The organism is Sorangium sp. So ce117 (genome assembly GCF_051524395.1).
GTDB lineage: Bacteria > Myxococcota_A > Polyangia > Polyangiales > Polyangiaceae > Sorangium > Sorangium cellulosum_B.
The window spans coordinates 2,322,882-2,346,052 of record NZ_CP150309.1 but is presented as its reverse complement, the minus strand read 5'-3'; the positions used below and the strand labels follow the sequence as shown (position 1 = coordinate 2,346,052).

Annotated in this window: 17 protein-coding genes and 1 pseudogene; 9 read left to right on the top strand and 9 right to left on the bottom strand. The window is 71.6% G+C overall.

The genetic code is table 11. From position 1 onward, the window contains the following. Positions 1-25 precede the first annotated feature (25 nt). Genes WMF46_RS08810 through WMF46_RS08800 form a run of 3 tightly spaced genes read right to left on the bottom strand, consistent with a single transcriptional unit; the run spans position 26 to position 3,325 of the window. The gene (locus WMF46_RS08810) at positions 26-562 is read right to left on the bottom strand and encodes a chemotaxis protein CheW (protein WP_437985215.1); all 537 of its coding nucleotides are present in this window, start codon (positions 560-562) and stop codon (positions 26-28) included. Then, positions 555-2,819 (bottom strand): chemotaxis protein CheA, encoded by a 2,265-nt coding sequence (locus tag WMF46_RS08805; RefSeq protein WP_437985214.1) that lies wholly within the window; start codon positions 2,817-2,819, stop codon positions 555-557. Before WMF46_RS08805 ends, WMF46_RS08810 begins: the two co-directional genes overlap by 8 nt. Continuing rightward, positions 2,819-3,325: a response regulator gene (locus WMF46_RS08800; protein WP_437985213.1), complete on the bottom strand. Its 507-nt coding sequence runs from the start codon at positions 3,323-3,325 to the stop codon at positions 2,819-2,821. The genes WMF46_RS08805 and WMF46_RS08800 overlap by 1 nt, the downstream gene beginning before the upstream one ends. Before the next feature lie 348 nt (positions 3,326-3,673). Between WMF46_RS08800 and WMF46_RS08795 the strand changes: the two genes are divergently transcribed. From WMF46_RS08795 to WMF46_RS08770, 6 genes and pseudogenes are all read left to right on the top strand, one after another. Beyond that, the gene (locus WMF46_RS08795) at positions 3,674-4,783 is read left to right on the top strand and encodes a VWA domain-containing protein (RefSeq protein ID WP_437985212.1); all 1,110 of its coding nucleotides are present in this window, start codon (positions 3,674-3,676) and stop codon (positions 4,781-4,783) included. Between the two features lie 82 nt (positions 4,784-4,865). Then, positions 4,866-7,652, top strand: a complete 2,787-nt coding sequence (locus WMF46_RS08790) for a CHAT domain-containing protein (RefSeq protein WP_437985211.1) — start codon at positions 4,866-4,868, stop codon at positions 7,650-7,652. 45 nt (positions 7,653-7,697) lie between these two features. Next, positions 7,698-7,943: a hypothetical protein gene (locus tag WMF46_RS08785; RefSeq protein WP_437985210.1), complete on the top strand. Its 246-nt coding sequence runs from the start codon at positions 7,698-7,700 to the stop codon at positions 7,941-7,943. A 320-nt stretch (positions 7,944-8,263) separates the two neighbouring features. Then, positions 8,264-10,972, top strand: a complete 2,709-nt coding sequence (locus WMF46_RS08780; protein WP_437985209.1) for an FG-GAP repeat domain-containing protein — start codon at positions 8,264-8,266, stop codon at positions 10,970-10,972. Positions 10,973-11,477: 505 nt separating this feature from the next. Further along, entirely contained in the window at positions 11,478-11,918 is a 441-nt protein-coding gene (locus WMF46_RS08775) for a hypothetical protein (RefSeq protein ID WP_437985208.1), read from the top strand. 171 nt (positions 11,919-12,089) lie between these two features. Next, positions 12,090-12,221 (top strand): annotated as a pseudogene (locus tag WMF46_RS08770) (IS110 family transposase); the annotation flags it as partial. Positions 12,222-12,327: 106 nt separating this feature from the next. On the opposite strand, the gene WMF46_RS08765 reads toward WMF46_RS08770, so the two are convergent. Together WMF46_RS08765 and WMF46_RS08760 are read right to left on the bottom strand one after the other, a co-directional pair. After that, entirely contained in the window at positions 12,328-13,479 is a 1,152-nt protein-coding gene (locus WMF46_RS08765; protein WP_437985207.1) for a hypothetical protein, read from the bottom strand. Between the two features lie 75 nt (positions 13,480-13,554). Further along, a complete protein-coding gene (locus WMF46_RS08760) occupies positions 13,555-13,920 on the bottom strand; it encodes a hypothetical protein (RefSeq protein ID WP_437985206.1) in 366 nt (121 codons plus the stop codon). 441 nt (positions 13,921-14,361) lie between these two features. Between WMF46_RS08760 and WMF46_RS08755 the strand changes: the two genes are divergently transcribed. Further along, the gene (locus WMF46_RS08755; RefSeq protein ID WP_437985205.1) at positions 14,362-15,300 is read left to right on the top strand and encodes a hypothetical protein; all 939 of its coding nucleotides are present in this window, start codon (positions 14,362-14,364) and stop codon (positions 15,298-15,300) included. A gap of 28 nt (positions 15,301-15,328) precedes the next feature. On the opposite strand, the gene WMF46_RS08750 is transcribed toward WMF46_RS08755, so the two are convergent. From WMF46_RS08750 to WMF46_RS08740, 3 genes are all read right to left on the bottom strand, one after another. Continuing rightward, positions 15,329-15,919, bottom strand: coding sequence for a Uma2 family endonuclease (locus tag WMF46_RS08750; protein ID WP_437985204.1), 591 nt, complete (start codon positions 15,917-15,919; stop codon positions 15,329-15,331). A 240-nt stretch (positions 15,920-16,159) separates the two neighbouring features. After that, the gene (locus tag WMF46_RS08745) at positions 16,160-19,816 is read right to left on the bottom strand and encodes a serine/threonine-protein kinase (RefSeq protein ID WP_437985203.1); all 3,657 of its coding nucleotides are present in this window, start codon (positions 19,814-19,816) and stop codon (positions 16,160-16,162) included. Positions 19,817-19,911: 95 nt separating this feature from the next. Next, positions 19,912-20,847, bottom strand: coding sequence for a hypothetical protein (locus tag WMF46_RS08740; protein ID WP_437985202.1), 936 nt, complete (start codon positions 20,845-20,847; stop codon positions 19,912-19,914). Between the two features lie 324 nt (positions 20,848-21,171). Here WMF46_RS08740 and WMF46_RS08735 point away from each other — a divergent pair, with 324 nt between their 5' ends. Beyond that, positions 21,172-21,498, top strand: a complete 327-nt coding sequence (locus tag WMF46_RS08735; RefSeq protein WP_437987872.1) for a hypothetical protein — start codon at positions 21,172-21,174, stop codon at positions 21,496-21,498. Positions 21,499-21,517: 19 nt separating this feature from the next. Here WMF46_RS08735 and WMF46_RS08730 read toward each other — a convergent pair whose 3' ends face one another. Beyond that, positions 21,518-22,405 carry a GNAT family N-acetyltransferase gene (locus WMF46_RS08730; RefSeq protein ID WP_437985201.1) on the bottom strand — a complete coding sequence of 296 codons (888 nt, stop codon included), beginning with the start codon at positions 22,403-22,405 and terminating at the stop codon, positions 21,518-21,520. Between the two features lie 332 nt (positions 22,406-22,737). Between WMF46_RS08730 and WMF46_RS08725 the strand changes: the two genes are divergently transcribed. Beyond that, positions 22,738-23,013: a hypothetical protein gene (locus tag WMF46_RS08725; protein WP_437550980.1), complete on the top strand. Its 276-nt coding sequence runs from the start codon at positions 22,738-22,740 to the stop codon at positions 23,011-23,013. The last annotated feature ends 158 nt before the right edge of the window (positions 23,014-23,171 follow it).

Genomic DNA, 23,171 nt, shown 5'->3' with positions numbered 1-23,171 from the left:
CGCCCGGGCGCGGACGAATCGTCCGTTAGGACGCGAGTATGGCCTGCAGGTCGAGCAGGATGATGACGCGCGGCTGCGCCTCGCCCTGGGTGCCATCCGACGCGCTCGCCCCGTGCATGGGCCGGGCGATGCCGGCGATGTAGCCCGCCACGTCCCCCCCGAGCGCCGTCGCGGCGTGCTCGATCTCGGCGTCGGCGAGCCGGTAGACCTGCTGGACCTCGTCGACGAAGAGGCCGAGCGTCTCGCCGTTCGCCGCATCGACGAGCAGGATGCGCGCCCGCCGCTGCGCCGCGCTCTCGTGCAGCCGCATCCGCCGCCGCAGATCGATGACGGTGACGAGCTGCCCGCGCACGCTGACGATGCCCATCGTCGAGTCCGGCGCGCGCGGCACCGGGGTGAGCGGGGGCGGCTTCAGGATCTCGCGCACGAGCGAGACGGGCGCGGCGTAGGTGTCGCCCGCGAGCGTGAACGCGAGGTACTCGGTCCGCGGGCCGCTCGCCTGCGCGCGCGAGTTCCGCTTCGAGACCGGTATCCGGCCGGGCCTTCGGGTGAGGTTAGCCATGGGTGCTCCGCGGATCGTTGCGCTGCCGGTCCCCGCCGTGGAGGATCTCCTCGATGAGCGCGGGGGCGTCGAGGACGAGCGCGATGCGCTGGTCGCCGAGCTCGGTGGCGCCGGAGAAGCCGCGCACCGAGGAGAGCGACGGGCCGAGCGCCTTGATCACGACGTCCTGCTGCCCGATGAGCGTGCTCACGACGAGGCCCAGCCTGCGCGCGCCGACCGACGCGACGACGATGTACTTGCGCTTACTGCCCCCCTGGAGCCCGAGCGTCGCGCGGCCGCCGTCGCCCCGGCGCCCGCCGCCCACCGCGGCGCGCGCCGCCGAGCCGCCGCGCGCGCCGCCGAGCAGGCCGGCGATGCGCGCGCTGAGCTCCTCCTCCTCGTTCAGGCCGAAGAGCCGCGCCAGGTAGCAGAGCTGGAGCGTGCTGTTGCGCAGCGTGATCATCTCGCGGCCGTCGATCTGGCGCACCGTGGCCTCGTCGAGCGCGACCGCCTCCTGCACGTTGGTCAGCGGGATCGCGAACAGCCGGTCGGCGACCCGGACGATGAGCGCGCTGATGATCGCGAGCGTGATCGGCAGCGTGACCGTCATCTTGGTGCCGATGCCGGGCTCGCTGTGCACGTCGATGACGCCGCCGAGCTTGCTGATGTTCGTCTTCACGACGTCCATCCCGACGCCGCGCCCCGAGATCTCGCTGACGTCGGTCTTGGTCGAGATGCCCGGCTGGAAGATGAGGTTCAGCACCTCGCGGTAGCTCGTCGTCCGCGCGTCCTCCGGCGTCATGACGCCGCGGCGCAGGGCGGCGTCGAGCAGCTTGTCGACGTCGATGCCCTTGCCGTCGTCCTCGATCTCGATGACGACGTGGTTGCCCTTCTGGAAGGCGTTCAGCGCGATCGTGCCGACCGCCGGCTTGCCCACCGCCTCGCGCATGCTCTTCGACTCGATGCCGTGGTCGATGGCGTTGCGCATCATGTGCATGAGCGGGTCGCTGAGCTCCTCGACGATGAGCTTGTCGACCTCGGTCTCGGCGCCCGTGATGACGAGGTTCACGAGCTTGTCGGCGTCGCGGCTGATCTGGCGGACGACGCGCGCGAGCTTGTCGAAGACCTGCCCGAGCGGGACCATCCGGACCTCGAGGATGCCGGCCTGCATCTGGGCGAGGTGCCTGTCGAACGTCCGCTGGAGCCTGTGGAGATCGAGGGAGAGCTCGCGCTCGGTGGGCGCCGAGCGGAGCCGCTCGACGAGGCGGCCGAGCGCGGAGCGGACGAGGGCGAGCTCGCCGACGATGTTCATCAGCCGATCGAGCTTGTGGATGTCGACCCGCACCGTCTGCGCGACGGAGCGGATGGAGCTGAGCTCCCCCTTGCGGTTGCCGCGCGCACTCGACGGCGGGCTCGCCGCCGACATCGAGCCGGTCAGGTCGACGGCCCGCGACACGCCGGTCGGCGCGCCGCCCCGGAGCGCCGCGGACATCGACGGCATGCCCGGCGGCGCGACCCGGCCGTGGCCGTTGTTGTTGCGCCGGGGGATCTCCTCGACGGCGGCGCCGGCCTGGTGCAGCGCGCGCTGGAGCTCCTCGAGCGGCGCGCGCGAGGCCATCAGGATGTCGAGCTCGATCGAGTCCTGATCCGCGCCCGCGCCGGTCGGCAGGTAGGTGATGATCTCGCCGTACGGCTTCGCGGTGATCTTCAGGTCGTCGAGGGCCTGATCGATCGTGGCGAGGTGGAACTGCACGCGGAGCCGGAACAGGGTCATCCCGCTCGCGATGTTCGTGCGCAGCCGGTGCTCTTCGTACTCGGTGAGCACGGAGAGCAGCCCCGGATCGAGATCGTAGTTGTCGTCGGGGAGGCCGGCCGCGCTCGGGCCTGCGTCCTGGTGCAGCTGGCGCAGGAGGTCGTCGACCTCGGGCATCGGCGCCTCGCGCCCGTCCTTCTCGTTCTGGAGGATGCGCCCGTAGAGCTCGACGCTGCGGAACAGGAGGTCGAGGACCGACGCGCTGATCTCGATGCGGCCGAGGCGGAGGTTGTCGAGCAGCTCCTCGAGCTCGTGCGAGAGGGTGGCCATCCGGGTCGCGCCGAAGAGCCCGGCGAGCCCCTTCAGGGTGTGCACGGCGCGGAAGACGTCGTTGATGACGTCGGGGTCGACCTTGTTGGTCCGCACCGCCTCGTCGAGCGCGAGGAGGTCGCGCCCGAGCCCCTCGACGATCTCCTGCGCTTCCGAGAAGAACTCTTCGCGCGCCCGATCGCCGCTGTCGACCATCAGCCGCCGCCTCCCTCGCCGGAGCCGGGCTCCTCCGCGCGCGGGGAGGCAGCGGAGGCGCGATCGTCGGCGCCGGCGGCGCCGTCAGCGGACGGGGAGGCGCCGGCCTGCGGCGCGTCGGCCCGCGCCTCGAGGCTCGCGACCACCGCGTCGCGCAGGGCCTCCGGCGTGAACGGCTTCGGGAGGAAGCGGTCGGCGCCGAGGCGGAGCCCGCGCTGGACGTCTCGCTCGGTCGCCTGCGTGGAGATGATGAGGATCGCGACGTGCCGGTAGCGGTCGCTCTGCCGGACGAAGCGGATCACCTCGAGCCCGTTGATGTCGGGCATGTTGATGTCGGTGATCACGAGGTCGAACGCGCCGCGCGGCAGGAGCCGGAGCGCGTCGAAGCCGTTCACGGCCTCCACGATGTCGACGTCGCCCGCGAGCCCCAGCACGCGGTCCTCCAGCGTCGAGCGGATGTACGCTCGCATTGCCGGCGAGTCCTCGACGATCAGGATGCGTGCCATGCGGCGACAGGGTAACGGAAATCGGCCCGGGGAGACCAACTCGCTGAGCGCCCGGGGGCGACGCGCGCGGTTTTCGACGCGCACGGGGCTATGTACGGCGGTCTCCCTCCCGGAGTAAACCAGCGCGAGCGCCTCCCTGCACGATCGGCGAGGCGACCGCGCGGGCCGCGCGTCTGGCGAGGCCGCGCGGGGCCGCCGCGCGCGGCGCGGCCGGAGCCTCGGGGTGTGGGGTGCCGCCCTCCCCCCGCCGGCGCGGCCGTGCGGCCGTGCCCGCCCGGCGAGGCGGTCGCGGGGCGACCTGCGGCAGCGAATTGACATCGCGGCGTCCGATGCGCGCTAATCGCGCGCGTGAAAATCCTCCTTTGTTCTCCAGCGTTCCGGATCCTGCTCGCCGCCCTGTTCGCTCTGTCGAGCGTGGCGTGCGGCGGCGGGCTGCGGGTGACCCGGATCAACTCCGCCCAGAAGAAGCCGAACAACGTCTGGGTGTTCTTCAGCGTCGATGCCGGCGAGGACGAGCCGGTGGGCGGCCTCACGGCCGAGGACTTCGAGATCTCCGAGGACGGCGAGATCGTCTCGAAGTTCGAGAGCAAGCAGACCATCCAGAACCCCGAGGTCGCGGCGGTCATGTACACGATGCTGCTCGTCGACATGAGCGGCAGCATCACCGAGTCGGGCCAGGCCGACCCCCTCGTCGACGCCGCGCAGTCGTTCAGCGATCGGGTGGGCAAGAGCCAGAAGGTCGGCGTCTACGCGTTCGACGGCGAGGTAAAGATCCACTCGGTGGTGCCGTTCACCGAGGCGCAGGGCTCGGTCGAGGGCGGGCTCGAGGGGCTCCGGAGCTACAAGCCGAAGGACACGTCGACGAACCTCCACGGCGGCGTTGTGGAGGGCATCAAGGAGCTCAAGAAGCAGCTCGACAAGGACCGGCGTCCCCTCAAGTTCGGCACGCTCGTCGTCTTCTCGGACGGCACCGATCGCGCGAACCGCGTGAGCCGCGAGGACATGCTGAACGAGCTCAAGAAGGAAGAGTACGAGAACTACCAGATCTTCGTCGTCGGCGTCGGCGCCGAGATCGAGAAGGCGCGCCTCGACGAGATCGGGCGCGACGGGACCGAGCTCGCGGCGGACCAGGCGAAGGTCAAGGAGTCGTTCGACAAGATCGCGGCGAAGATCGAGGCGCACATGAAGCGCTTCTACCTGCTCTCGTACTGCACGCCGGCGCGCGCGGGGGAGCACGAGGTGGAGATCAAGGCGATCCGGAAGGATCCGTCGGCCTCGGGGTCGCTCGCGTGGAAGTTCAACGCCGACGGGTTCGGGCCGCCGCCGGAGTGCGATCCCAACACCCCGCCGTCGTTCGAGCTGAAGGCGACCGTGCCCGCGGACGACGACAGCGGCGGCGGCGCGGGCGGGAAGGCGAGCTTCAAGGCGAACGCCAACGTGAAGGTCGAGGCGAAGTGAGGTGCGCCGCGGCCGCGCGAGGCGGCCGCGACGCCGTCCCAGCGGCTCGCCGCGCCCCGCGGCGGGCCTGATCGAGTGGCTGATGCGCAGCAAAGCCCCCCCCTGCTCCGCGATGCCGCCCCTCCGCCCCGCGCGCGCCGACCTCCGCCGCGCGCGGCTCCTCTCCCTCGCCGTGGCGGCGCTCGTCTCGGCGGCCCGGCCCGCGCCGCTCGCGGCGCAGCCGAGCCCCGCCGACCAGGCGAGCGAGGCCCTCTCCGCGGCCCACGAGCGCTGGAGAGCAGCCGTCGAGAGAGACGATCTGGCCGAGGGCGCCGCCCTCGCCGACAGGTACTTTGCGCTGCTGGAGGGCACCTCCGGGCTCGACAGCGAGCTCGCGCATTTCTACCTCGGCTACGGCGACTACGCGCGCGCCGAGGCGCTGCTGGTGCGGGGGCTGACGCGCGAGCAGCCCTCCTTCCACGACGAAGGGATGCTCTATGCCCGGCTCGGCAACGTCTACCTGGACCTCGGGGACCTCCAGAGCGCCGAGGAGCTCCTGAAGCGAGCCCAGCCGCTCCTCCAGGGCTGGGGCGAGTTCTATGCCGTCGACTCGCTCGCGCGGCTGTACCTGGAGCGACGCGCGCTGCGCTCCTTCGCGGAGGCGCTCGACAAGATGCGCGTGATCCTCAGGGAGGCCACCGGCGGCTCGGGGTGGGCCTACGCGATCCCGGATCTGCGCGCCGCGCAGCTCTCCTTGCGGCGCGGGCAGGTCGAGGAGGCCGAGCGGCGCCTCCTCGACCTTCGTCCGCGGCTCGAGCCCGCGCTCCCGGCGCAGAGCGCGGTGCGCGCCGATCTGCTGGAGGAGCTCGGCGTGCTCTTCACCCGCAAAGGCGATCCCGCGGCGGAGGCGCTGCTCCTCCAGGCGCTGGTGATCCGCGAGCGGGTCTTCGCGCCGGATCACCCGGCCATCGTCCGCGCGCTGGGGCACCTCGCGAACCTGTACGTGGCGCAGGGCCGGACCGCCGTCGCCGTGCGGACGCGCGAGCGGGCCGCCGGCCTCCAGGACCGGAGCGCCCGGGCCAACCTGGCGAGGGGCTCCGAGCGGCAGAAGCGCCTCTACATGGGCCTCGTCCAGCGCGACACCGACGCGACCCTCTCGCTGCACCTCCAGGATGCCCCGCGCGACCAGGCCGCGGCGCGGCTCGCCCTGCGGTCGATCCTCCGGCGCAAGGGGCTCGCGCTCGACGCCATCGCCGAGAGCTTCGCGTCGCTGCGGCGGAGCCTCGACGCCGAGGGCCGGGCGCTCCTCGACGCCCTCACGCAGCTCGACGCGAAGCTGTCCACCGCGATCACGCGCGGCCCGATCGACCTCCCCGCCGAGGAGCACCAGCGCGAGGTGCAGCAGCTCGAGGCCGAGCGCCAGCGGCTCGAGTTCCAGCTCGCCGCGCGGACGCGCGCCGCGCGCCCGGCGGACGCGAAGGAACCGCCGATCACCGTCGAGGGCGTGCAGGCGGCGATCCCGGACGGGGCGGCGCTCGTCGAGATCGTCCAGTACCGGCCCCACGACGCGTTCGGGCCGCCGGTGAGGCCCACGTGGGGCAAGCCGCGCTACGCGGCCTATGTCGTCGGGCGGCGCGGGGACGTCACGGGGGTGGATCTCGGCGACGCCGCCGCCATCGACGCGGCGGCCGCGGAGCTCTCGCGGGACCTCTCGAACCCGGAGCGAGACCCCCGGGAGCGCGCGCGCCGCCTCGACGCGCTCGTGATGCAGCCGATCCGGGGCGCCCTCGGCCCCGCGCGCTGGCTGCTCCTCAGCCCGGACGGCGCGCTGAACCTCGTGCCGTTCGCCGCGCTCGTCGACGAGGAGGGCAGCTATCTCATCGACCGCGCCTCGTTCACCTACCTGACCAGCGGGCGAGATCTGCTGCGCGCCGCGGGCGCCATGGCGCCGCAGGCCGGAGCGCCACGTGGAAGCGTGCTGGTCATCGCCGACCCCGCGTTCGGCAGCCCCTCGGAGCTCGCGCCGGACGACGACGCCACGCGCGGGCTGCGCTCCGCCGAGCTGGCCGGGGCGCGCTTCCCGCCCCTGCCGGGCACGGAGCGCGAGGCCGAGGCGGTGCGGAGCGCGCTGGCCAGCGCGACGGTCCTGACCGGCCCGTCGGCCACCGAGGAGGCCCTCAAGCGGGCGCAGCGGCCGCGCGTGCTGCACATCGCGACGCACGGCTTCTTCCTCCCGGACCAGGGCTCCCCGGCGGATCCGGCGAGCCCCCGCGGCGCCGAGATCGAGGGCCACGCCTTTCGCGAGAACCCGCTCCTGCGCTCGGGCCTGGCGCTGGCCGGCGCCAACGCGCGGCGGAGCAGCTCGGACGAGGACGACGGCATCCTGACCGCGCTCGAGATCTCCTCGCTGGACCTCCACGGGACCCAGCTCGTTGTGCTCTCGGCCTGCGAGACCGGCCTCGGCGAGGTGCCGCGCGGCGACGGGGTCTACGGGCTCCGCCGCGCGCTGCTCCTCGCCGGGGCGGAGACGCAGGTGATGAGCCTGTGGAAGGTCGGCGACATGGCGACGCGAGATCTCATGACGTCGTACTACGCGGCGCTCGCGCGCGGCGGAGGGCGCAGCGAGGCGCTGCGGTCGGCGCAGATCGAGATCCGGCGTGAGCGCCCGCACCCGCACGCGTGGGCCGGCTTCATCACCTCGGGCGAGGGCGCCGCGCTCGACGGCAGGCAGGTCGCGCCGGCCTTCGCGCGCGTGGCGGCGAGCCCGCGCGGGTGCGCCTGCGCGGCCGGCGAGGGCGGCCCGAGCGCTCCGCCCGCGCTCGCCGCGCTCGCCGCGGCGCTCGTCCTGGTCGCGCGGAAGCGCTGGCCCCGCAGGCCCGGGAATTGGTAGACGTCGACGCCGGAGCCCACCCATCGCGGGCTCGTGGAGGTCTGCATGCGTCGATCGGCGATCGTTCTGGTGCTCCCCGTCCTGGCCTGGATGCTCTCTGCCTGCGGAGGCGCGCAGGCGCCCGAGCAGCCCGCCGCGAAAGAGGGCGAGGCCGAGATCTGCCCCACGGGCGATCCCAGCGTGCAGCCGTGCCCGGCGGGCTGCGTGTGGGACGAGAAGGTCCAGAAGTGCAACAAGGACCGCGGCATCATCGTGCACTACAACCCGGGCACGACGGCCCCCAAGCCGTGACGTGATCACCCCCCGTCGAGCCACGCCGCCATCTCCGGCAGGAGGCCTCGCAACAGGCCGATGACGCGCGGGCTCGACCGCGCACGTCCCCGCCGGAGAGCGCTGCGGAGCAAGCCCTGCCGCGCGCCGATTAAGTCTTTCTCACCGCGACCTCCCTTGCCAACGAGCCGCGACCTCGGTCGCTCCGGCTCCGCTCGTACGCCTGCGCGGCCACGGCGGCCCTCCTGCCGCCCGGCGCTCTTGCGCGGATCTGTGAAACCACGCTCGCCGACCCTCCGTAGTAGCTGTTCGAAACGTCACGACGCGAAGGAGGAAATCGCATGAAAGACGGCCGCATTTTCGCGGAGCCGAGGAGCCTCGGCCACGCCACGTGGGCGAAGAAGATCGTGGTGGGCGACTTCACGGGGGACGGGAAGCCCGATTTCGCCGTGCTCCACTGGGAGACCGGCGGTCGGTGCGAGGTCGAGGGGACCAAGTACCTCAAGGGCTATCTTGTCCGACCCTTTCTCAACAACACCCCTCCAGCCGGCGGAGACGCGGTGTTCGCCGCCATGCCGAAGATCGAATTCATCAACGACGACTACCGTATCTACGATCTCTATTTCAGCGACATCGCCGTGGGCGACGTCAACGGCGACGGCCGCGACGACATCCTGGTGGCCAACGCCCACGCCGATCGCATCGACGTCTATCTGAGCAACGGCGACGGCACCTTCCAGCCCCGCATGGAGGTCCAGCCAAAAGGCGTGAATGACGCCTCGTACATCACGCTCGGGAACTTCAGCGGCAGCGGCCACCTCGACATGGCCGTCCTGCACGTGTCGCTGGTGATCCCCGGCAACAAGTTCGACCTCAAGCTCAGCTTCCTCTTCGGAAATGGCGACGGCACCTTCCAGGATCCGGTGACGATCGACGAGGGCTCGTTCAGCAACGGCGACGCCGACGACGGCGGCGGCTATTACAAGGGCCCTTCCTTCCAGGTGCTGACCTTGAAGAAGAACGTCCTCGTCGGCGCCGACCGGCGCGACGCCGTCTCCCTCAACGGCGTCCTGCGCTGGTGGGACGGGACTGCCATCCAGACCGACGGAAAGAGAGCCTTCCAAGAGATCAGCGCTCCTCTCGGCACCGCCAGAACCACCCATGGCCTCCTGGGCCCGGATCGCTCGGTGCTCGCGTCCTCCGGAGGGCGCGTCCTGCGCGGATCGCAGTACCTGCCCGCCGATTTTCCCGTGGGCCTCGACGCCGACACCGAGAACCTCGACAAGGCGTGGATCGGCTACGGGGGCGGGCCCATCACCAAGGTCTTCTCGGGCGCCCATTTCCTGATGGACGATCTCGACGGGGACGGGTTCATCGACATCCTGGTCTTCTCCGACAAGCTCGACGCGAGGGCCGGTGACCACCCCATCGACGATTACTCGCCGGATCACCTGGGCAATCGTATTCTGGCGATCTTCGGCGACTCGCCCTCGCGGGGTCCGCTCCATCTCGACATGCCGCGGTTCGATCCCGACCGCATCAAGCTGCTCGAGAATTCCCCGTTCTTCGGCGGCGGACACCGCGCCTGGCACGCGGCGCTGGGCGACTTCGACGGCGACGGCTTTCGCGATCTGCTCACGCTCACCAACGCCGGCATCCTGCTCCACCAGAACCTCGGCAAGCGGCCGCTCCAGAGCCTGCCGCCGCGGGTCCTGCAAACCACCGTGGAGCCGGCTCACGCGGCCGGCAACGAAGCCTGGTACGGTGACACGGTCCGGATCCGGTTCCAGACCTTCGACTCGAGGAAGGTGATCGCCGCGATCTTCCGGCCGCGCGGCCGCCCGGCCGAGGGCTCCGGCGTGCTCATGTACCATGTCGAGGCCGACCAGGGCCTGGTGCTGATCCCGCCGGAGGAGCGGCTGCCCCCGGGCGACTACGATCTCAGCGTGTTCAACGGAGCGGTGGAGTCGTCCAACGCGGTTCCGATCAAGCTGCTGCTGCGCCCGCTGAGCTTCGAGTCGGTCGCCCGGCGCCCGGTCGAGAAGAAGGCGTCCCACGCGGTCGTGCGGGCCAAGGGCTTCTTCGGCTCGCCAGGCGACGTCCGAAAGTGCCAGTTCTCCTGCGCTCCCCAGGGGAGGCCCGGGCCCGAGACTTCCCTGGAAGTGCTGCGCTTCATCGACGCCGGCACCGCCGAGCTGCGCCTGCCATTGAACCTGCCGCCCGGGCCCTACGATCTGATCGCGACCAACGGGGCCCGCGGAAAGGCTACGACGTTTCTCGACCTGCCGCAGTACTCGCCCATCCTCCAGCGGGTCTCGTGGGTGAACCAGGACGGCGGGAGCGCCGGGGGAAGGAAGGAACCCGGGAAGCCCCAGACCGGCGCCACGATGCGACCGTGCGCTTACCTGGAGATCCTGGCCTCCCATCTCTACGCGCCGGACACCACGCGATGGGAGCTGCTCGACTCGGCCGGAACCGTGGTGAAGTCCGGCACGGGGAGGACCATTGACCAGCCCATCGCCAATGACAACCTCAAGGGCACGTTCATGGTCCAGATGTTGCCCGATCTCCCGACAGGCACCTTTGAGGTGCGCCTCGTCACGACGCTGGGCCTGCGCTCGGACCTCTCCGGGCCGATCCAGACCGCGGCCAAGGTCGAGCCGCCCAAGCCGCCCGACGACAAGAGCACGAAGTTCTACATCGGGGTCGAGAACATCACCGAGGCGACCCCTTGCAAGATCTACGAGGTGAAGGCGGAGACGTACGACAACGACGTCGCGGACCCCGCAAACTGGGGCGCCCTGCAGAAGCTGAAGAACACCTACGTGAACCCCGGAGACTTCGTGTTCACGAAGGTCGACCCGTACATCCCCGACCTTTGCACGGCGCGCCACTGGATGTTCGAGCTCACCGACGACGACGGGATAGACTACTCGGGCGAGGTTGCCGCGATTTCGAAGGAGCGGGCCATGTTCGACCTCGAGATTCGCTACAAGCTCGACAGGGGAGGTGTCATCAACAAGCTCGAAAAGACCGAGGCGAGCCCCTGAACTCGCGACCAGCGTCCCGCCCCCGCGCTCTTACACCGTCAAGTACGCGGGGGTGCTCGCATCGGCAAGCCTGTGGCGCAAGCCGATCGGGCCGCAACAACATCCCGGGCCAGACCAGCGCCCGGAGGGCGACGTGTGCCCGCGGCTCACCGATGCGCCCCTCGTCTCACCCTGCGCCGCCCGGGGCCCGCTCCTTCGACCCATGAACGAGGTGTCACGACGCTCGCGGGCCCGCCACTTCGGTGTGCCGCGCCACACTTCCGCGCGATGCGATCCGGCTCCCTTTACCCACGCGCTCAAGCCGCCTTGACGGAGGCGACCCTTTGATCTCTTCTTCTGCTGTGTCAGCGAGATCTTCCGCAAAAGTGCTTGTATGCAAGAGCCGATGACCCGGGGCTCTCTGATTCTCAATGCAGCAGCGTACTCGGACGTGCTGTGTGACGAGGCTGGGGTCCGCCGGGTTCGTCACGGGCTCTCTCAGGAGCTCAGGAGGGCGCTGGCCACCATGTCCAGCACGGCATGGTACCCTCGCGCCTACTACGTCGAGGTGCTGCGCGGCATCGTCCAGGTCCACAACGAGCCATCGCAGAGCTACCTGGACGTCGTGAGGTGCGGCCGGACGGTCTTCGAGAAGGAAGCGAACACCTTGATGAAGCTGCTTCTCAGGGTGATGAACGTTCGGCTCTTCCTCCGCAAGTTCCCCGACTTCTGGGCGCAGGATATGGTCGGCGGGACGCTGCGGGTGGATTGCTCGCAGATCGAGCGGAACGAGGCGACGCTGCTCGTGACCGAGGTCGCAGGGTTCGAGCACCTCGGACCGCTGTGCGCCGGTTTCGCCGGCCGCGCGCTGGAGCAGGTGACCGGCAAGCAGGTCGACGCGACCCAGACGGGCTGGTCGTTCGACCAGCCAGACGCGGATGAGGTCACGTTGCGCTTCTCGTGGTGAGCGCGCCGACGCGCCGGTGTGCGCGAGCGGTGACTGCCAGGCTGAGGAGGCGGCAACCTCCCTGAGACATAGGGGATGCCAGGTCGACGCTCAGCTGGTCGACCCACGGGACGCTCTCACGCGTCACCCGCCGTCTCGGGCCTGCGCTGCACCCCGGTCCTGCAGTCGCTCTACGAGCGACTGATCGCGGCTGGGAAGCCCGCCAAGCTCGCCTTGACCGCCTGCATGCGCAAGCTCCTCGCCATCCTCAACGCGATGGTGAAGGCGGGCCGACCCTGGTCTTTCTCCGCAGCTACCTCTTGACGAGGAACACGGCTACTCACTGTGAATTTTCCGAAGAATTCAAGGGGATACCTTAGGTCCGGCTCTCCATGCGTCGCGGCCCGGTGGCTCCTGACGGTGTGACGGCTCAGACGAGCTGAGCGAGGATGGCGTCCGCATAGGCGCGGGCGCCGCGGGCGTTCGGGTGCCCCACCGAAGCGCGCTCCCACAAGAAGCGAGTATGGAGGGGCACACTGAATCGGTCGCAGAGGCCGCGCCGGACGGCGACGAGTGGGTCCTGGGGCGCGAGCCGATCGTCGAGGCCGAACAACCAGGGGTCGGCTGTCTGGATGGCGTGCTGCGGCGGAATGGAGGGCAGCGCGAGCGACGCGCGCCTGCCGGGCAGTGCGTTGAACGCCTCGACCTGCTCGCGCAGGACGTGCTCCGCGGTCTCCGCGAACACCCGGGACAGCCCCACGAGCTTCGCGCGCAGCGGCTCGATCAGCAGATCGCCGAGGCTCACCTGCGGCCCGATCGCCCTGACGCGCTCCACCCCGCTGGAGAGGATGGCTGCCGGACCGACCTCGGCCGCGAGCAGCTCGCGCTTGTTCTCGAGCAGCGTCGCCGCCGCGAAGACGGCCGTCGCGGACGCGGAGACGTTGTATTCCGGACGCCACCACTCCTCGAAATGCGTGAGCAGCCCCGCGGCGTAGCGTATCAGGGCCGCCACGTCGCTGTGCTCGGTGACGATCTGGTAATAGCCCGTGAGCACGATCCGGCTCGCAGGGAAGGCTGCGTGTACGTGCTCAAGGAGGCACCGGACGCGGTCGCCCATGGACCGGGTGCGTTCGTGGAGAGCGCGGCGCGACTTGAAGGGCAGCACGATGTTGGTCACGTTCACGTCGTTGATGCCCGCGTCGAGGAGCACCACGTCCGGCGGGGTCTCCGCGAGCTCCAGCGCAGCGCGGTCGACCTGATTGAGCGTGTAGGGAACCTCGCGCGGTATCTCGCCGACCTCCTCGCGCTCCGCCGGCCCCGGGCAGGGCACCTGCGCGTCCCGGAGGTCGGCCGAGGGAACGCCGTCCATTTGGCCGAGGCGCCTCGGGATCGGGAGGATGATGTCGATGTCGCCCTCCCCGTCGTGCCAAATGTCCGCGCCGCTATGCGCGAAGCTTCGCACCTCCACGGAGGGAGTCCCCGGCCGATCGCTCAGCACCGCCGCCACCCGCGCGGCGATCTTCTCATCGGGGCGAAGCCCCTGCCCCCACAGGATCGAGTCTCCAATGACCGCGATTCGCAAGCGGACCTCCCCGTTCTACTCCACGTGCCCGTCTACGTGCCCGATTGGGCATCGGACCACCGCCGGGGCGTCGCGTCAAACGCGTACGGGGTCGTCGTCCGCGCGCCGACGGGGCGCCGGGGCGAGCGCGTCGAGCGAGAGGCGCGCCGGCAGGACGTCGGAGAGCGCCGCCGGGACCTTGCCCAGCCAGCGGTCGATGACGCGCTCGTCGGGCGCGGCGAGCTCCGGAGGGATCGCGAGCGCCGCGTCGAGGCCCGCGAAGACCTCGACGAGGACCGCGCCGTCCGGCGCGGCGTCGAGGCCGCGCAGCGCGGCGGGGCGGTGCTGCAGCGAGATCCACTCGCGCCCGAAGTAGTGGGCGGGCGCGCCGGCGCGGGAGAAGCGATTGAGGAAGCCTCGCACGTTGCGGTTGAGGAGCGTCCGGGCCGTGGCGTCTGGCAACCCGTGATCGTGCGGGCTCCACACCGGACGACGACGCTCGAAATCGCCACAGTGCTTGCGCTCCCAAGGCCGACGGTGGCCACGCGGACCCCTCTCGCCGGCCGCCTCGTCGCCCGCGGGGGTGCTGGGAGCGTCGCGGAGCTCGCGCCGAGTTCCTTCAGGGCGGCCGGATCGGCGCCGGACACGAAGGGCAACATCACGACGTCGAGTCGGAGGTCCGCGCCGTCCGCGTAGACCGCGACGGCGGCGAGCGCCGCAGGCGGGCCCCTGTCGCACGGGCATGACACCCGGCGTCGCACCTGCGTGACAGCGTCACGACGCCGTTCCACGTTGCTCGCTCCTGATCGGCTGAAATCCGGGCGATCCGCGCCGTGCGCGCACGGGTACGGCCAATGCACTGCTCGGAATGCGCAGGGTACCTCACAGGAAATGGAGGCGAGTATGTTGAACGATAGGCGCGTTCTGGGTGTTTTCGCTGCAGCCACGCTGCTCGCGGCAGGCTGCGCGGTCGAGGCGGGCGATGCGGGGCAGGTCTCGGAGGAGGCGTCCGCGAGCCACGCCTCGCGCGGTTTCGGGCGGGAGACGCTCGAGGAGAGCGCCGGCGACCAGCCTGCTCGGGCCATCGAGAGGATCGAGAGCAAGGTGCTGAATCGATTCGTGGTGCCGCGTGTCGGGACGGTATCGCTGATCGACGAGGATCCGAGCAGTGCGGCGCCCCAGATCGGCGTCCTCGTCGTCTCTTCGCCCGAGGACGACAAGCTCATGCCGCTCGTCCACGAAGACGGGACCGAGATCACGCCGCTCGAGGTTCTGCTGAGCGCCGACGCCTCGGCCGACGTCGCGCCGCGGCTCTTCGAACAGCACGTCTCGATCACCGGCGGGACACGGATGCTCTCCGTGGTCTACGACGCGGGGCCGGAGGCGACCGCCGGGAACTGCGCGGCGGCGTCGTGGCAAAGCTACTTCGACAATAAGGCGCTCTCGTTCGGCGGCGTGGACGATTCCGAGCACCTCGCGAGCATGACCACGTCGTTGCCGAGCTGGACGGCGAGCGGCTACCTGGGCAAATACTCGCGCATCGTCGCGGGGGCGTGCTTCGTCAGCCAGGGCGACGGCAACGACGACCTGACGGTGAAGATGGAAAGGCGCGTCGACGGAAGCTGGCAGACCGTGAGTGGAACGCAGGTCACGCTCAATACGACGATCAACGGCGGCAAGGATCGCTATCTTTACCTGAGCGGCTCGTATTGTTATGACCACGAACGCCGCATCACCGTCGCGGGGCGCCCCCCGGGTGGCATCTACCCGCCGGACAAGTTCCACCTCTCCGGCGCGTGGGGAGGGCAGGCGAACGGCTGCTGGATCGAGTCGGGCGGCTGACGCGCGCCCGCCCCTACGCCTTCCGCGGTCAGCTCGCCCAGAGCACCGAGAGATCGAGCTCGACGGCGTCGAATGGCTCGACGCGGACGCGGGCGGCGTCGCGGTGGACGACTGCCGGCCCCCAGCGGCGATCCGCGCCGAGCACGTACACCTCCAGCGTCCGCTCGATGGGGTCGACCAGCCACGCGTGCCGCACGCCCTCGCGCGCGTAGATCGGCATCTTCTCGTCGCGGTCGACGTCCTCGGTGGAGGCGCTCAGGACCTCGCAGATCCAGTCCGGGGCGAGCGCGAAGTACGCCGTCTCGGGCAGCTCGGGCATGCGCTCACGGCGCCAGCCGGCGATGTCCGGCACGAGCGCGTCGATCTCACCAGGCGCGTGCGGGTCGGGGAAGTGCAGCTCGGGCTCTACCAGGATGCGCCAGCCGCCAGGGCCCCCGCGCCCGCGCCCGAACGCCCCAACGAGCTCGGTAGCCAGCTCTGTCTCTGCCTGTGCATGCCGCGGCGCCGGCCGGGGGAACACGTGCAGTGTGCCGCGAACGAGCTCCGCCACCTTGTTCGGCGGGACGGCCTCGAGGTCGGCGTACGTCGCGCGGCGCTGCTTCTCGGCGGGCTGACCCATGACGGAAGCCTGCCCGTGGGCGGGCGGCGGGGCAAGGCGTTCAGAGCCGCCCGCCGCTCACCCTCGCCGCGGTCGGAGCGCCCGCGTCAGCGCCGCGATGCCTCGGGAACGCCATCTGTAAGCCGTGCTGACCGGCGCGTCTTGCTGCTCGGCCACGTCCTCAATCGACATCTCGAGGAACGCGCGTGCGCGATCACATGCCTTCTCAAGCCGGCCATGACGCCCAAGCCGGCTATGCGATCACCCCTCGTCGAGCCACGCCGCCATCTCCGGCAGGAGGCCCCGCAATAGGCCGATGACGCGCGGGCTCGACGCGCGCACCTCCCCGACGAGCCGCCGGCGCTCCGCCTCGAGCTTGCCGAGCTGCGCGCGGCGCAGCGCCGCCCAGAGGCGCGCGCCTGCGGCGATGCTGTCGTCGCCGTGCTCCTCGGCCACGCGCCGGGCCTCCACCGCGTCCTCGAGGGCGTCCCCCACCCGCTCCAGCTCCCAGTGAATCTCGGCGCGCCGGAGCAGCGTCAGCGCGTGGTATCGGTCCCCCCGCGCCCGCTGGAGCTGCTCGGCCTGATCCGCGCTCTCCAGCGCGGCGGCGGGGCGGCCCGCCCGCGCGAGCGCCGCCGCCAGGAGCGAGAGCGCCGCCGCGCGGAGCGCGGGGTCGCCGTCCTGCGCCGCGAGCTCCGCGGTCCGCCGCGCGACCTCCGCCGCCTCGGCGGCGCGCCCCTCGCGCATCAGGAAGGCGGAGAGGTTCTGCAGGAGCAGCCGGAGCTGGCCCCGCATCCCCTGCTGCTCGGCCTCGGCGACGAGCCTGCGCAGCCGGTCGATCGCCACGCCGGTCCGCCCGAGCTCGGCCTCGAGCACCGCGAGATCGCCCCCGATGTGGACCCTGTGCCACGCCGAGGCCAGCGGCGCCGCGATCGCGAGCGCGCGCTGGAGATCGCGCTCCAGCAGCTCGTGATCGCGGCGGTTCTGCGCGTAGTTCAGCTCGCACCGGAGCACGCGGGCCGCGAGCTCGGCCGCGGGTCCCGCGCCCGCCGCGAGCTCCACCGCCTCGCCCGCGAGCTCCATCGCGCGATCTCCGGCGGCGACCCCCGCGAGCGCCATCCGCGCCTCGCAGCGGAGCGCGGCCTCGCCGAGCGCATCCGCGTCGGCGAGCAGCCCCGGATCGTCGGCCCCCGCCTCGCTGAGCCCGCGCGCCACATCGAGGCGGTGGATGCGCCGGCGCACGTCGAGCGGCCCGCCGCGCGCCACGACGGCGTGCTCCGAGAGGCGCGCGAGCCGCCGGCTCGCCTCCTCGAGCTTCCGCCCCTGGATGAGCGCCCGGACCGCGTCGATCTCGAGGCCGGCGCGCGCCTCGGGATCCGCCGCGAGCGCGGCCAGCCGATCCGCGAACGCCGCCGCCTCCTCGAAGAGCCCCGCGGCGGCCGCCTCGGCCATCGCGCGGCCGAGCCAGCGGCGCGCCTCGGCCACGGCGCCGAGCCGCTCGTAGCCCGCGCCGAGGAGCCCCGCGTCCACGCGCCCCTGCGCGCCCTCCGCGAGCGCGTCGAGCAGCGCCCGGTGCAGCCGCTGGAACCATGGCCGCCGCTGCGTCAGGCGGAGCGCCGCCTGCCGCAGCATCTCCTGCGGGAAGCTGTACTCCTGCGCGTCGCCGGAGGCCGTCAGCACGCCCGCCCCGCCGAGCGCCTCGATCGCCGCCTCGGCGCGCTCGTCGTCCCCCACGACGCGCAGGAGCACGTCGACGCCGAGCCCGCCGCCGCAGAGCGCCACCGCGGCGAGGGTCCGCAGGGCGCTGCGCTCGGCGGCGCTGTCGGCGGCGAACGAGGCCACCCGCGCCTCGAGCAGATCGGCCACGCCGGGGACCTCCCCCCGCAGGGCCCGGTCGTCCGCGGCGCAGAGGCTCCCGTCGCGAAGCGCCAGGGCGCCGCCCTCGTGCCACGCCATGAGCGCGTGCACGATGTAGAAGGGCACGCCTCCGGACGTCGCGACCACGGCCCGCTCCAGCGCGGGCGCGAGCGGGGCAAGCGGGGCAACGAGCGCCGCGGCCCCGCCCTGCGTGGCCTCTGGATGCAGGCCGCGGCCCACCGCCTGCGCGAGCTCGGCGGCGGCCTCGGGGTCGAGCGGCGCGAGGCCGAGGTAGGTCACCCCGGGACACACCCGCGCCCGCACCTCGCCCAGCAGGGCGCGCAGGGGCGCCGGCCGGCTCGGCTCGCTGCGCGCGGCCGCCATCACGAGCAGCCGGCCCTGCGCCTCCGCGGCGGCGCGCCGCAGGAGCAGCTTGATCAGCTCCAGCGTCGCCGCGTCGGCCCACTGCAGATCGTCGACGAGGAGCAGCAGCGGCTCGCGGGCGCTCGCGCGCAGCAGCGCGTCCTCGATGGACTCGACCGTGTGCGCTACCTCGTCCGCGGAGGGGAGCAGCGCCGGCGACAGCGCCCGCTCCAGCGCCGCGGGGAGCGCGCGGAGCTCGGGGAGATCGCTCTCGCCGAGCTCCTCGGCGGCGCGGCGCAGCGGATAGAACGGGCTCCGCCGCTCGGGCAGGCACCGGAGCCGGACGACGTGGCGCAGGTCCCATCCGGTGCGCTCGACCGCCGCATCGAGCAGCCGGCTGCGACCGATCCCCTGGTGGCCGCCCACCACGATCCCGCGCACGCGGCCCTCCTGCGCGGCCTGCGCAGCGCGCGCGATCGCGTCGAGCTCGGCTCGCCGCCCGAGGAGCGGCGGCCGGCCGTCAGGAGGCGGCCGCGCGGGGCGGTCCTCCGGCGAGGGCCGCGCGGGGCGGTCCTCGGGCGGCGGCCGCGCGGACCGGTCGGACCCGCGAAGCGGCGGCTGCGACCCTTCCTTGCTCCCTGGCGGGGCATGCTCGGGATCGAGCGCGGCGAGGATGCGATCGAGCTCGCGCGCGACCTGATCGGCGTGCCGCGGGCGGCTCTGAGGATCCAGGGCGACCAGCGTCGCCGTGAGGCGAGAGAGGAGGCCGGTCGCCGTCGTCGGATCGGGCACGAGCGCCTCGAGCGGGGGAGCCGGTCGCCGCGGCACGAGGAGCCAGTGCGCGGGCTCCCCGCTGCGCTGCTCGAGCTCGGCGGGGAGGCTGCCGGTCCTCAGGCGGAAGATCAGGACGCCGAGCGCGTAGAGATCGCTGGCGGGCGTGGCGGACTGGCCGACGGCACACTCCGGAGCGATGTAGCCGGGTGTGCCCGCGAGCACGGAGCCCAGCTCCCGGACGCCGCCGGCGACCGCGGGCACGCTCAAGGTCATGGTCGCGCCCGCCGGCTCCTCGGCCAGCACCGTGCCGGAGTATCCGTCGACCGCCACGGTGGGCGGCGGCCCGGTGGGGGCGGCGAGCCCCCGCTCGACCCAGCTCCGCGCGTTTCCCCCGGAGATCCCGAAATCGATCAGCTTGTAGACGCCCGACCCGCGGACGACGTTGGCGGGCTTGACGTCCCGGTGGACGAGCCCGGCGGTGTGCACCGCGGAGAGCGCCCAGGCGACGGCGGACGCCGCTTCGAGGACGACGCGCTCGGGGAGGCGGCCTGCCTCGCGAGAGAGCTCATCGAGGCTCGTGCCGGCCACATACTCCATCACCAGGCCGACAACGCCGAGGGCGTCGTCGCGCTGGAACGAATAGAACCGCACGACGTTCGGGTGCTCGACCCGGCAGAGCGCCTGCGCCTCGTCGAGAATCGTGTCTCGCCACGCGGCCGTCGCGTCGGGGGAGCCCGCGAGCTGCTCGGGTACGAAGAAGAGCTTGATGGCGACGTCGCGGAGCTTCCTGCCTTCGTAGATCTCCTCGGCGAGCCAGACCGGCGCGAACCCGCCGCTGCCGAGCTGCCGGACGAGCCGGAAGGGACCGAGGCGGGCGCCCTGCCCGAGCGGGGTTCCGGTGGGATTCGGCGACGAGCTGGGCATCCGCCACCGAGCATATCCTAGCCACCCCGGCGCTCCCGCAGGAACCGGTCGCTCACGCTCTCCCTCGTCGCTCGTGCGTTCGTGCGCGGGCGCCGTCAGGGCACGATCTCGCGGACGCTGCCCTTCTTGTACAGGAGCCCGTCGGAGCCCACCCCGTCGCTCCGGAAATAGACGCTGATGTTGGGCTTGCCGGTCTCCGAGCCCTCCCGGGTCGGCTCCCGCGTGAGCTTCATTGCGGGATCGATGCCCGGCCGACAGGGCTCGCCTCCCACGCCGAAGTCGGTCCCCTTGTCGACGTGCTCGTGGATCTTCACCCAGGTGCCTCCGCTCGCGCCGTCGGTCTCGTCGATCCAGAGCTCCTGCTTCACATCGCCGTTCGGCAGGTCGTAGACGAGCTGCTTGTACCCGATCCATACCTGCTCCGGCATGCCGCCTTCCCAGTACGTCTTGCCGAGGATGGCCGAGGAGGCGGGGTGATTCGTCTCCTTCTCGAAATCGATCTTGCCGTCGTAGCGCATGCGGGCGGCGATCCCGCGCGTGTCGCATTTGTTGACGTCCTCGTCGCCGATCGTGCCGTGGTTGGTGCGCGTCATGGCGACGAGGCCGCCGTAAGGCGTCCCGTCGTCGGCGGCCCGCAGGAAATACATCGTGACCTCGACGTCGCGCCACGGGTCGGCGAGCGCGGGGTCGTGCACGTACATCCGTGGGACGCGGCCGCTGATCTTGAGAATGCCCTGGCCGTCGGTGTCATAGGACGCATCGCCGTGGTCGGCGTCGAACCAGGCATCGGCCGGGTCGATCCCCGAAAAGGCGCGCGCGACGCCGTTGTCCCAGGTCGAGAACCACGCTTTGCCCGAAGGCAGCGTGGGCCGCAGCATCGCTATCCCGAACCTGTCGAGCCGTCCCTCCTCCCCTCCCCCGGCGCCGGCCGAGCTGGACGCCTCTGCGCTGCTCGATGCGGACGACGCCTCCGCGCCGCCGCCGAGGCCGCTGCCACCGGGGCCGTTGCCACCGAGACCGTTGCCACCCACCCCACCGCCGCCGCCGGATTGGCTTCCTGACGCAGGGACGTGTTCGTCCGCGCAACCGGCGCTGCTAAGGCCAACGGCAGCCGACGTAGTGGACATCGCGATCGTGAAGAAGACTCGCACGCCCATCTTCATAACATGATCTCAACAGTTCTGCGAGGCCCTTGAAGGCGAGATGCTGGCAGCGACGCACCTACCAGGCGCATTACGGAAACAGCTCAGTTTCAGTTCGACAATTGAACCTTTCATCGTACTTCGAGCGGGCAAACGCTCGACGAGTTCGCCCGCTGGGTAGCGCCGCGCCGTCCGCTTGAATGGGTGCTGTCCATGCTAAAGTACCTGCCCATGTCGACGACGGCCCGTGAGGAGCTCCTGTGGCGGTTCGCCAGGACCGGCGATCCCGAGATCGACGCGCGCCAGGACCGCATCCTGGAAGTCCTGCTCACGGCCAATCCCAAGATGAAGCAGCGTCTGGTCGACGAAGGTCGCCTCGACGAGGCGCGCGCGGCCCTACGCCGCGTGCTCGCGCACCGGCAGTTCGCGCTCTCCCCGGAGGATGCGGCGCGCATCGAAGCGTGCGCCGATCTCGCGACCCTGGAGCGGTGGCTCGGTCAGGCGCTCGCGGCGGCCAGCGCAGAGCAGGCCCTGCGCTGAGCGCCGCCGCCGGCGCACCTCAGCACCGGAACGGCCGCGGTAGCATCAGCGGCCCTTCCGGAAAGGCCCCTCGCACCATGAGCCGCGACGCGCCCGCGCCGCCGATGGCATCGTCGCCGTCCACAGAGACGTGCGGCTCCGCCGTCCCCGCCATGCCGAACGCATCCGGGCACGCGAAGAGCTCCACGCGCCGCACCGGCGCCGGCAGCCGGCGGAGGATCTCGTCGAGCGGCGGCAGCTCCTGGGCCACGACATCGTAAAGGCACAGGACGTCGCCGGCGATCTCCAGGGAGACGATGGCGTCGAGATCCTCGGCGTAGAACAGCGGCCGATCCAGCTCGTTGACCACGAACACCGCGGCCGGACCGGTGACCCCCAGCTTCGTCGAGGCAGGCGCGCGGCGCGACGCGAGCCGCTGGAAGATCGCGCGATCCTCCTCATCAGCGAGCCGGAAAGGCCGCATCGGCCGCCGGTCGAGCCGCGGCCCGGCCCCGGCGACCACCTTGTGCTCGTCGACGACCCGGAAGCCGAACGGCTCGTAGAGCTCCGGCTGCGCCGTGCAGAGCAGCGCCGCCGGATACCGCTCGTCGCAGAACGCGAGCGCCGCCCGCATGGCAGACGCGTAATGCCCCCGCCGGCGGTGCGCCGGATGCGTGCAGACCGCGTGGATGCAGCCCACGTCCGTCGGTCGCCCGTCCAGCACCATGGCGAGGCACAGCACGCTGACCTGGCTCACCGGCGCGCCCTCCACCGAGGCGACGAACGGCGTGGTCACGTCCTCCCAGGGGGCGCCGAGCGCGCGCGCCCGCTCGATGACCTGCGCCAGACCGGGGAACACCGTGTCCATGAGCGCCATGAGCTGCGCGCGGAGGCCAGGCTCCGACCAGGATCTGCGCGATGTCGTCATTCCGTGCCCCTTCTGGCCACCTCCCCATATCACATGCCAGCGCGGTAGACGCGCCATCTGCGCGCGCCGCCCGCGAGCCAGAGCAGGAGTAGGCCGACATTCGCTGAAAGACGCAGAGCGCTCGATCCATGGCGACACAGAGAATCAGCGCTTCGAGAGAACAGAAAGACCAGCGCTCCGGCTCTCCGCTCCCCTATGCAACCGCGGTGTCTCTGCGGCTCGAACGCTCTGGCTCAAGTCCCCAGTTCCAGCAGGATTGCGCCTCCGGGGCGCGCGCCCTAAAAAATCCTCAACTGCATCGCTCTGCGGGGCGGTGTGCCAAGGGGGGAACCATGAAGAATACGCTCGGCGCGCTGATCCTCGGCGCGCTCTCGCTGTCCGCCGTGTTGTCCAGCAGCGATGTGGCGCAAGCCCAGGACAGGGGTCGTCCGCCACGCGGCTCCTATCTCCAGACGTGCAGGAACGTCCGGACGGAGCGAGGCACGCTGTTCGCCCGCTGCGAGGATCGGAGGGGCAACTTCCACAATACACGGATGGTGGACTGGAGGAGGTGCAGAGGAGACATCGAGAACGACAACGGCCGGCTCCGCTGCTCCCGCGGCCGCTGACGCGCGCCCTTGCCGCGCGCCGCGCAGGGCGCCCTCCGCGAGGTGGGCTCCCTCAGCGACGAGGAAGCGGGGCCCCCGCCGGGCTCCGCCCTTCCTCGACGGCCACGACGTACGGCGGGTACCAGACAAGCTCCCGGCGTCCGCTCGTGGATGCGCCT

Coding starts and splice junctions, on each gene's coding strand:
- WMF46_RS08810 (WP_437985215.1), bottom strand. CDS start 562: ATGGCTAACCTCACCCGAAGGCCCGGCCGGATACCGGTCTCGAAGCGG.
- WMF46_RS08805 (WP_437985214.1), bottom strand. CDS start 2,819: ATGGTCGACAGCGGCGATCGGGCGCGCGAAGAGTTCTTCTCGGAAGCG.
- WMF46_RS08800 (WP_437985213.1), bottom strand. CDS start 3,325: ATGGCACGCATCCTGATCGTCGAGGACTCGCCGGCAATGCGAGCGTAC.
- WMF46_RS08790 (WP_437985211.1), top strand. CDS start 4,866: ATGCGCAGCAAAGCCCCCCCCTGCTCCGCGATGCCGCCCCTCCGCCCC.
- WMF46_RS08785 (WP_437985210.1), top strand. CDS start 7,698: ATGCGTCGATCGGCGATCGTTCTGGTGCTCCCCGTCCTGGCCTGGATG.
- WMF46_RS08780 (WP_437985209.1), top strand. CDS start 8,264: ATGAAAGACGGCCGCATTTTCGCGGAGCCGAGGAGCCTCGGCCACGCC.
- WMF46_RS08775 (WP_437985208.1), top strand. CDS start 11,478: ATGTCCAGCACGGCATGGTACCCTCGCGCCTACTACGTCGAGGTGCTG.
- WMF46_RS08755 (WP_437985205.1), top strand. CDS start 14,362: ATGTTGAACGATAGGCGCGTTCTGGGTGTTTTCGCTGCAGCCACGCTG.
- WMF46_RS08750 (WP_437985204.1), bottom strand. CDS start 15,919: ATGGGTCAGCCCGCCGAGAAGCAGCGCCGCGCGACGTACGCCGACCTC.
- WMF46_RS08745 (WP_437985203.1), bottom strand. CDS start 19,816: ATGCCCAGCTCGTCGCCGAATCCCACCGGAACCCCGCTCGGGCAGGGC.
- WMF46_RS08735 (WP_437987872.1), top strand. CDS start 21,172: ATGCTAAAGTACCTGCCCATGTCGACGACGGCCCGTGAGGAGCTCCTG.
- WMF46_RS08730 (WP_437985201.1), bottom strand. CDS start 22,405: ATGACGACATCGCGCAGATCCTGGTCGGAGCCTGGCCTCCGCGCGCAG.
- WMF46_RS08725 (WP_437550980.1), top strand. CDS start 22,738: ATGAAGAATACGCTCGGCGCGCTGATCCTCGGCGCGCTCTCGCTGTCC.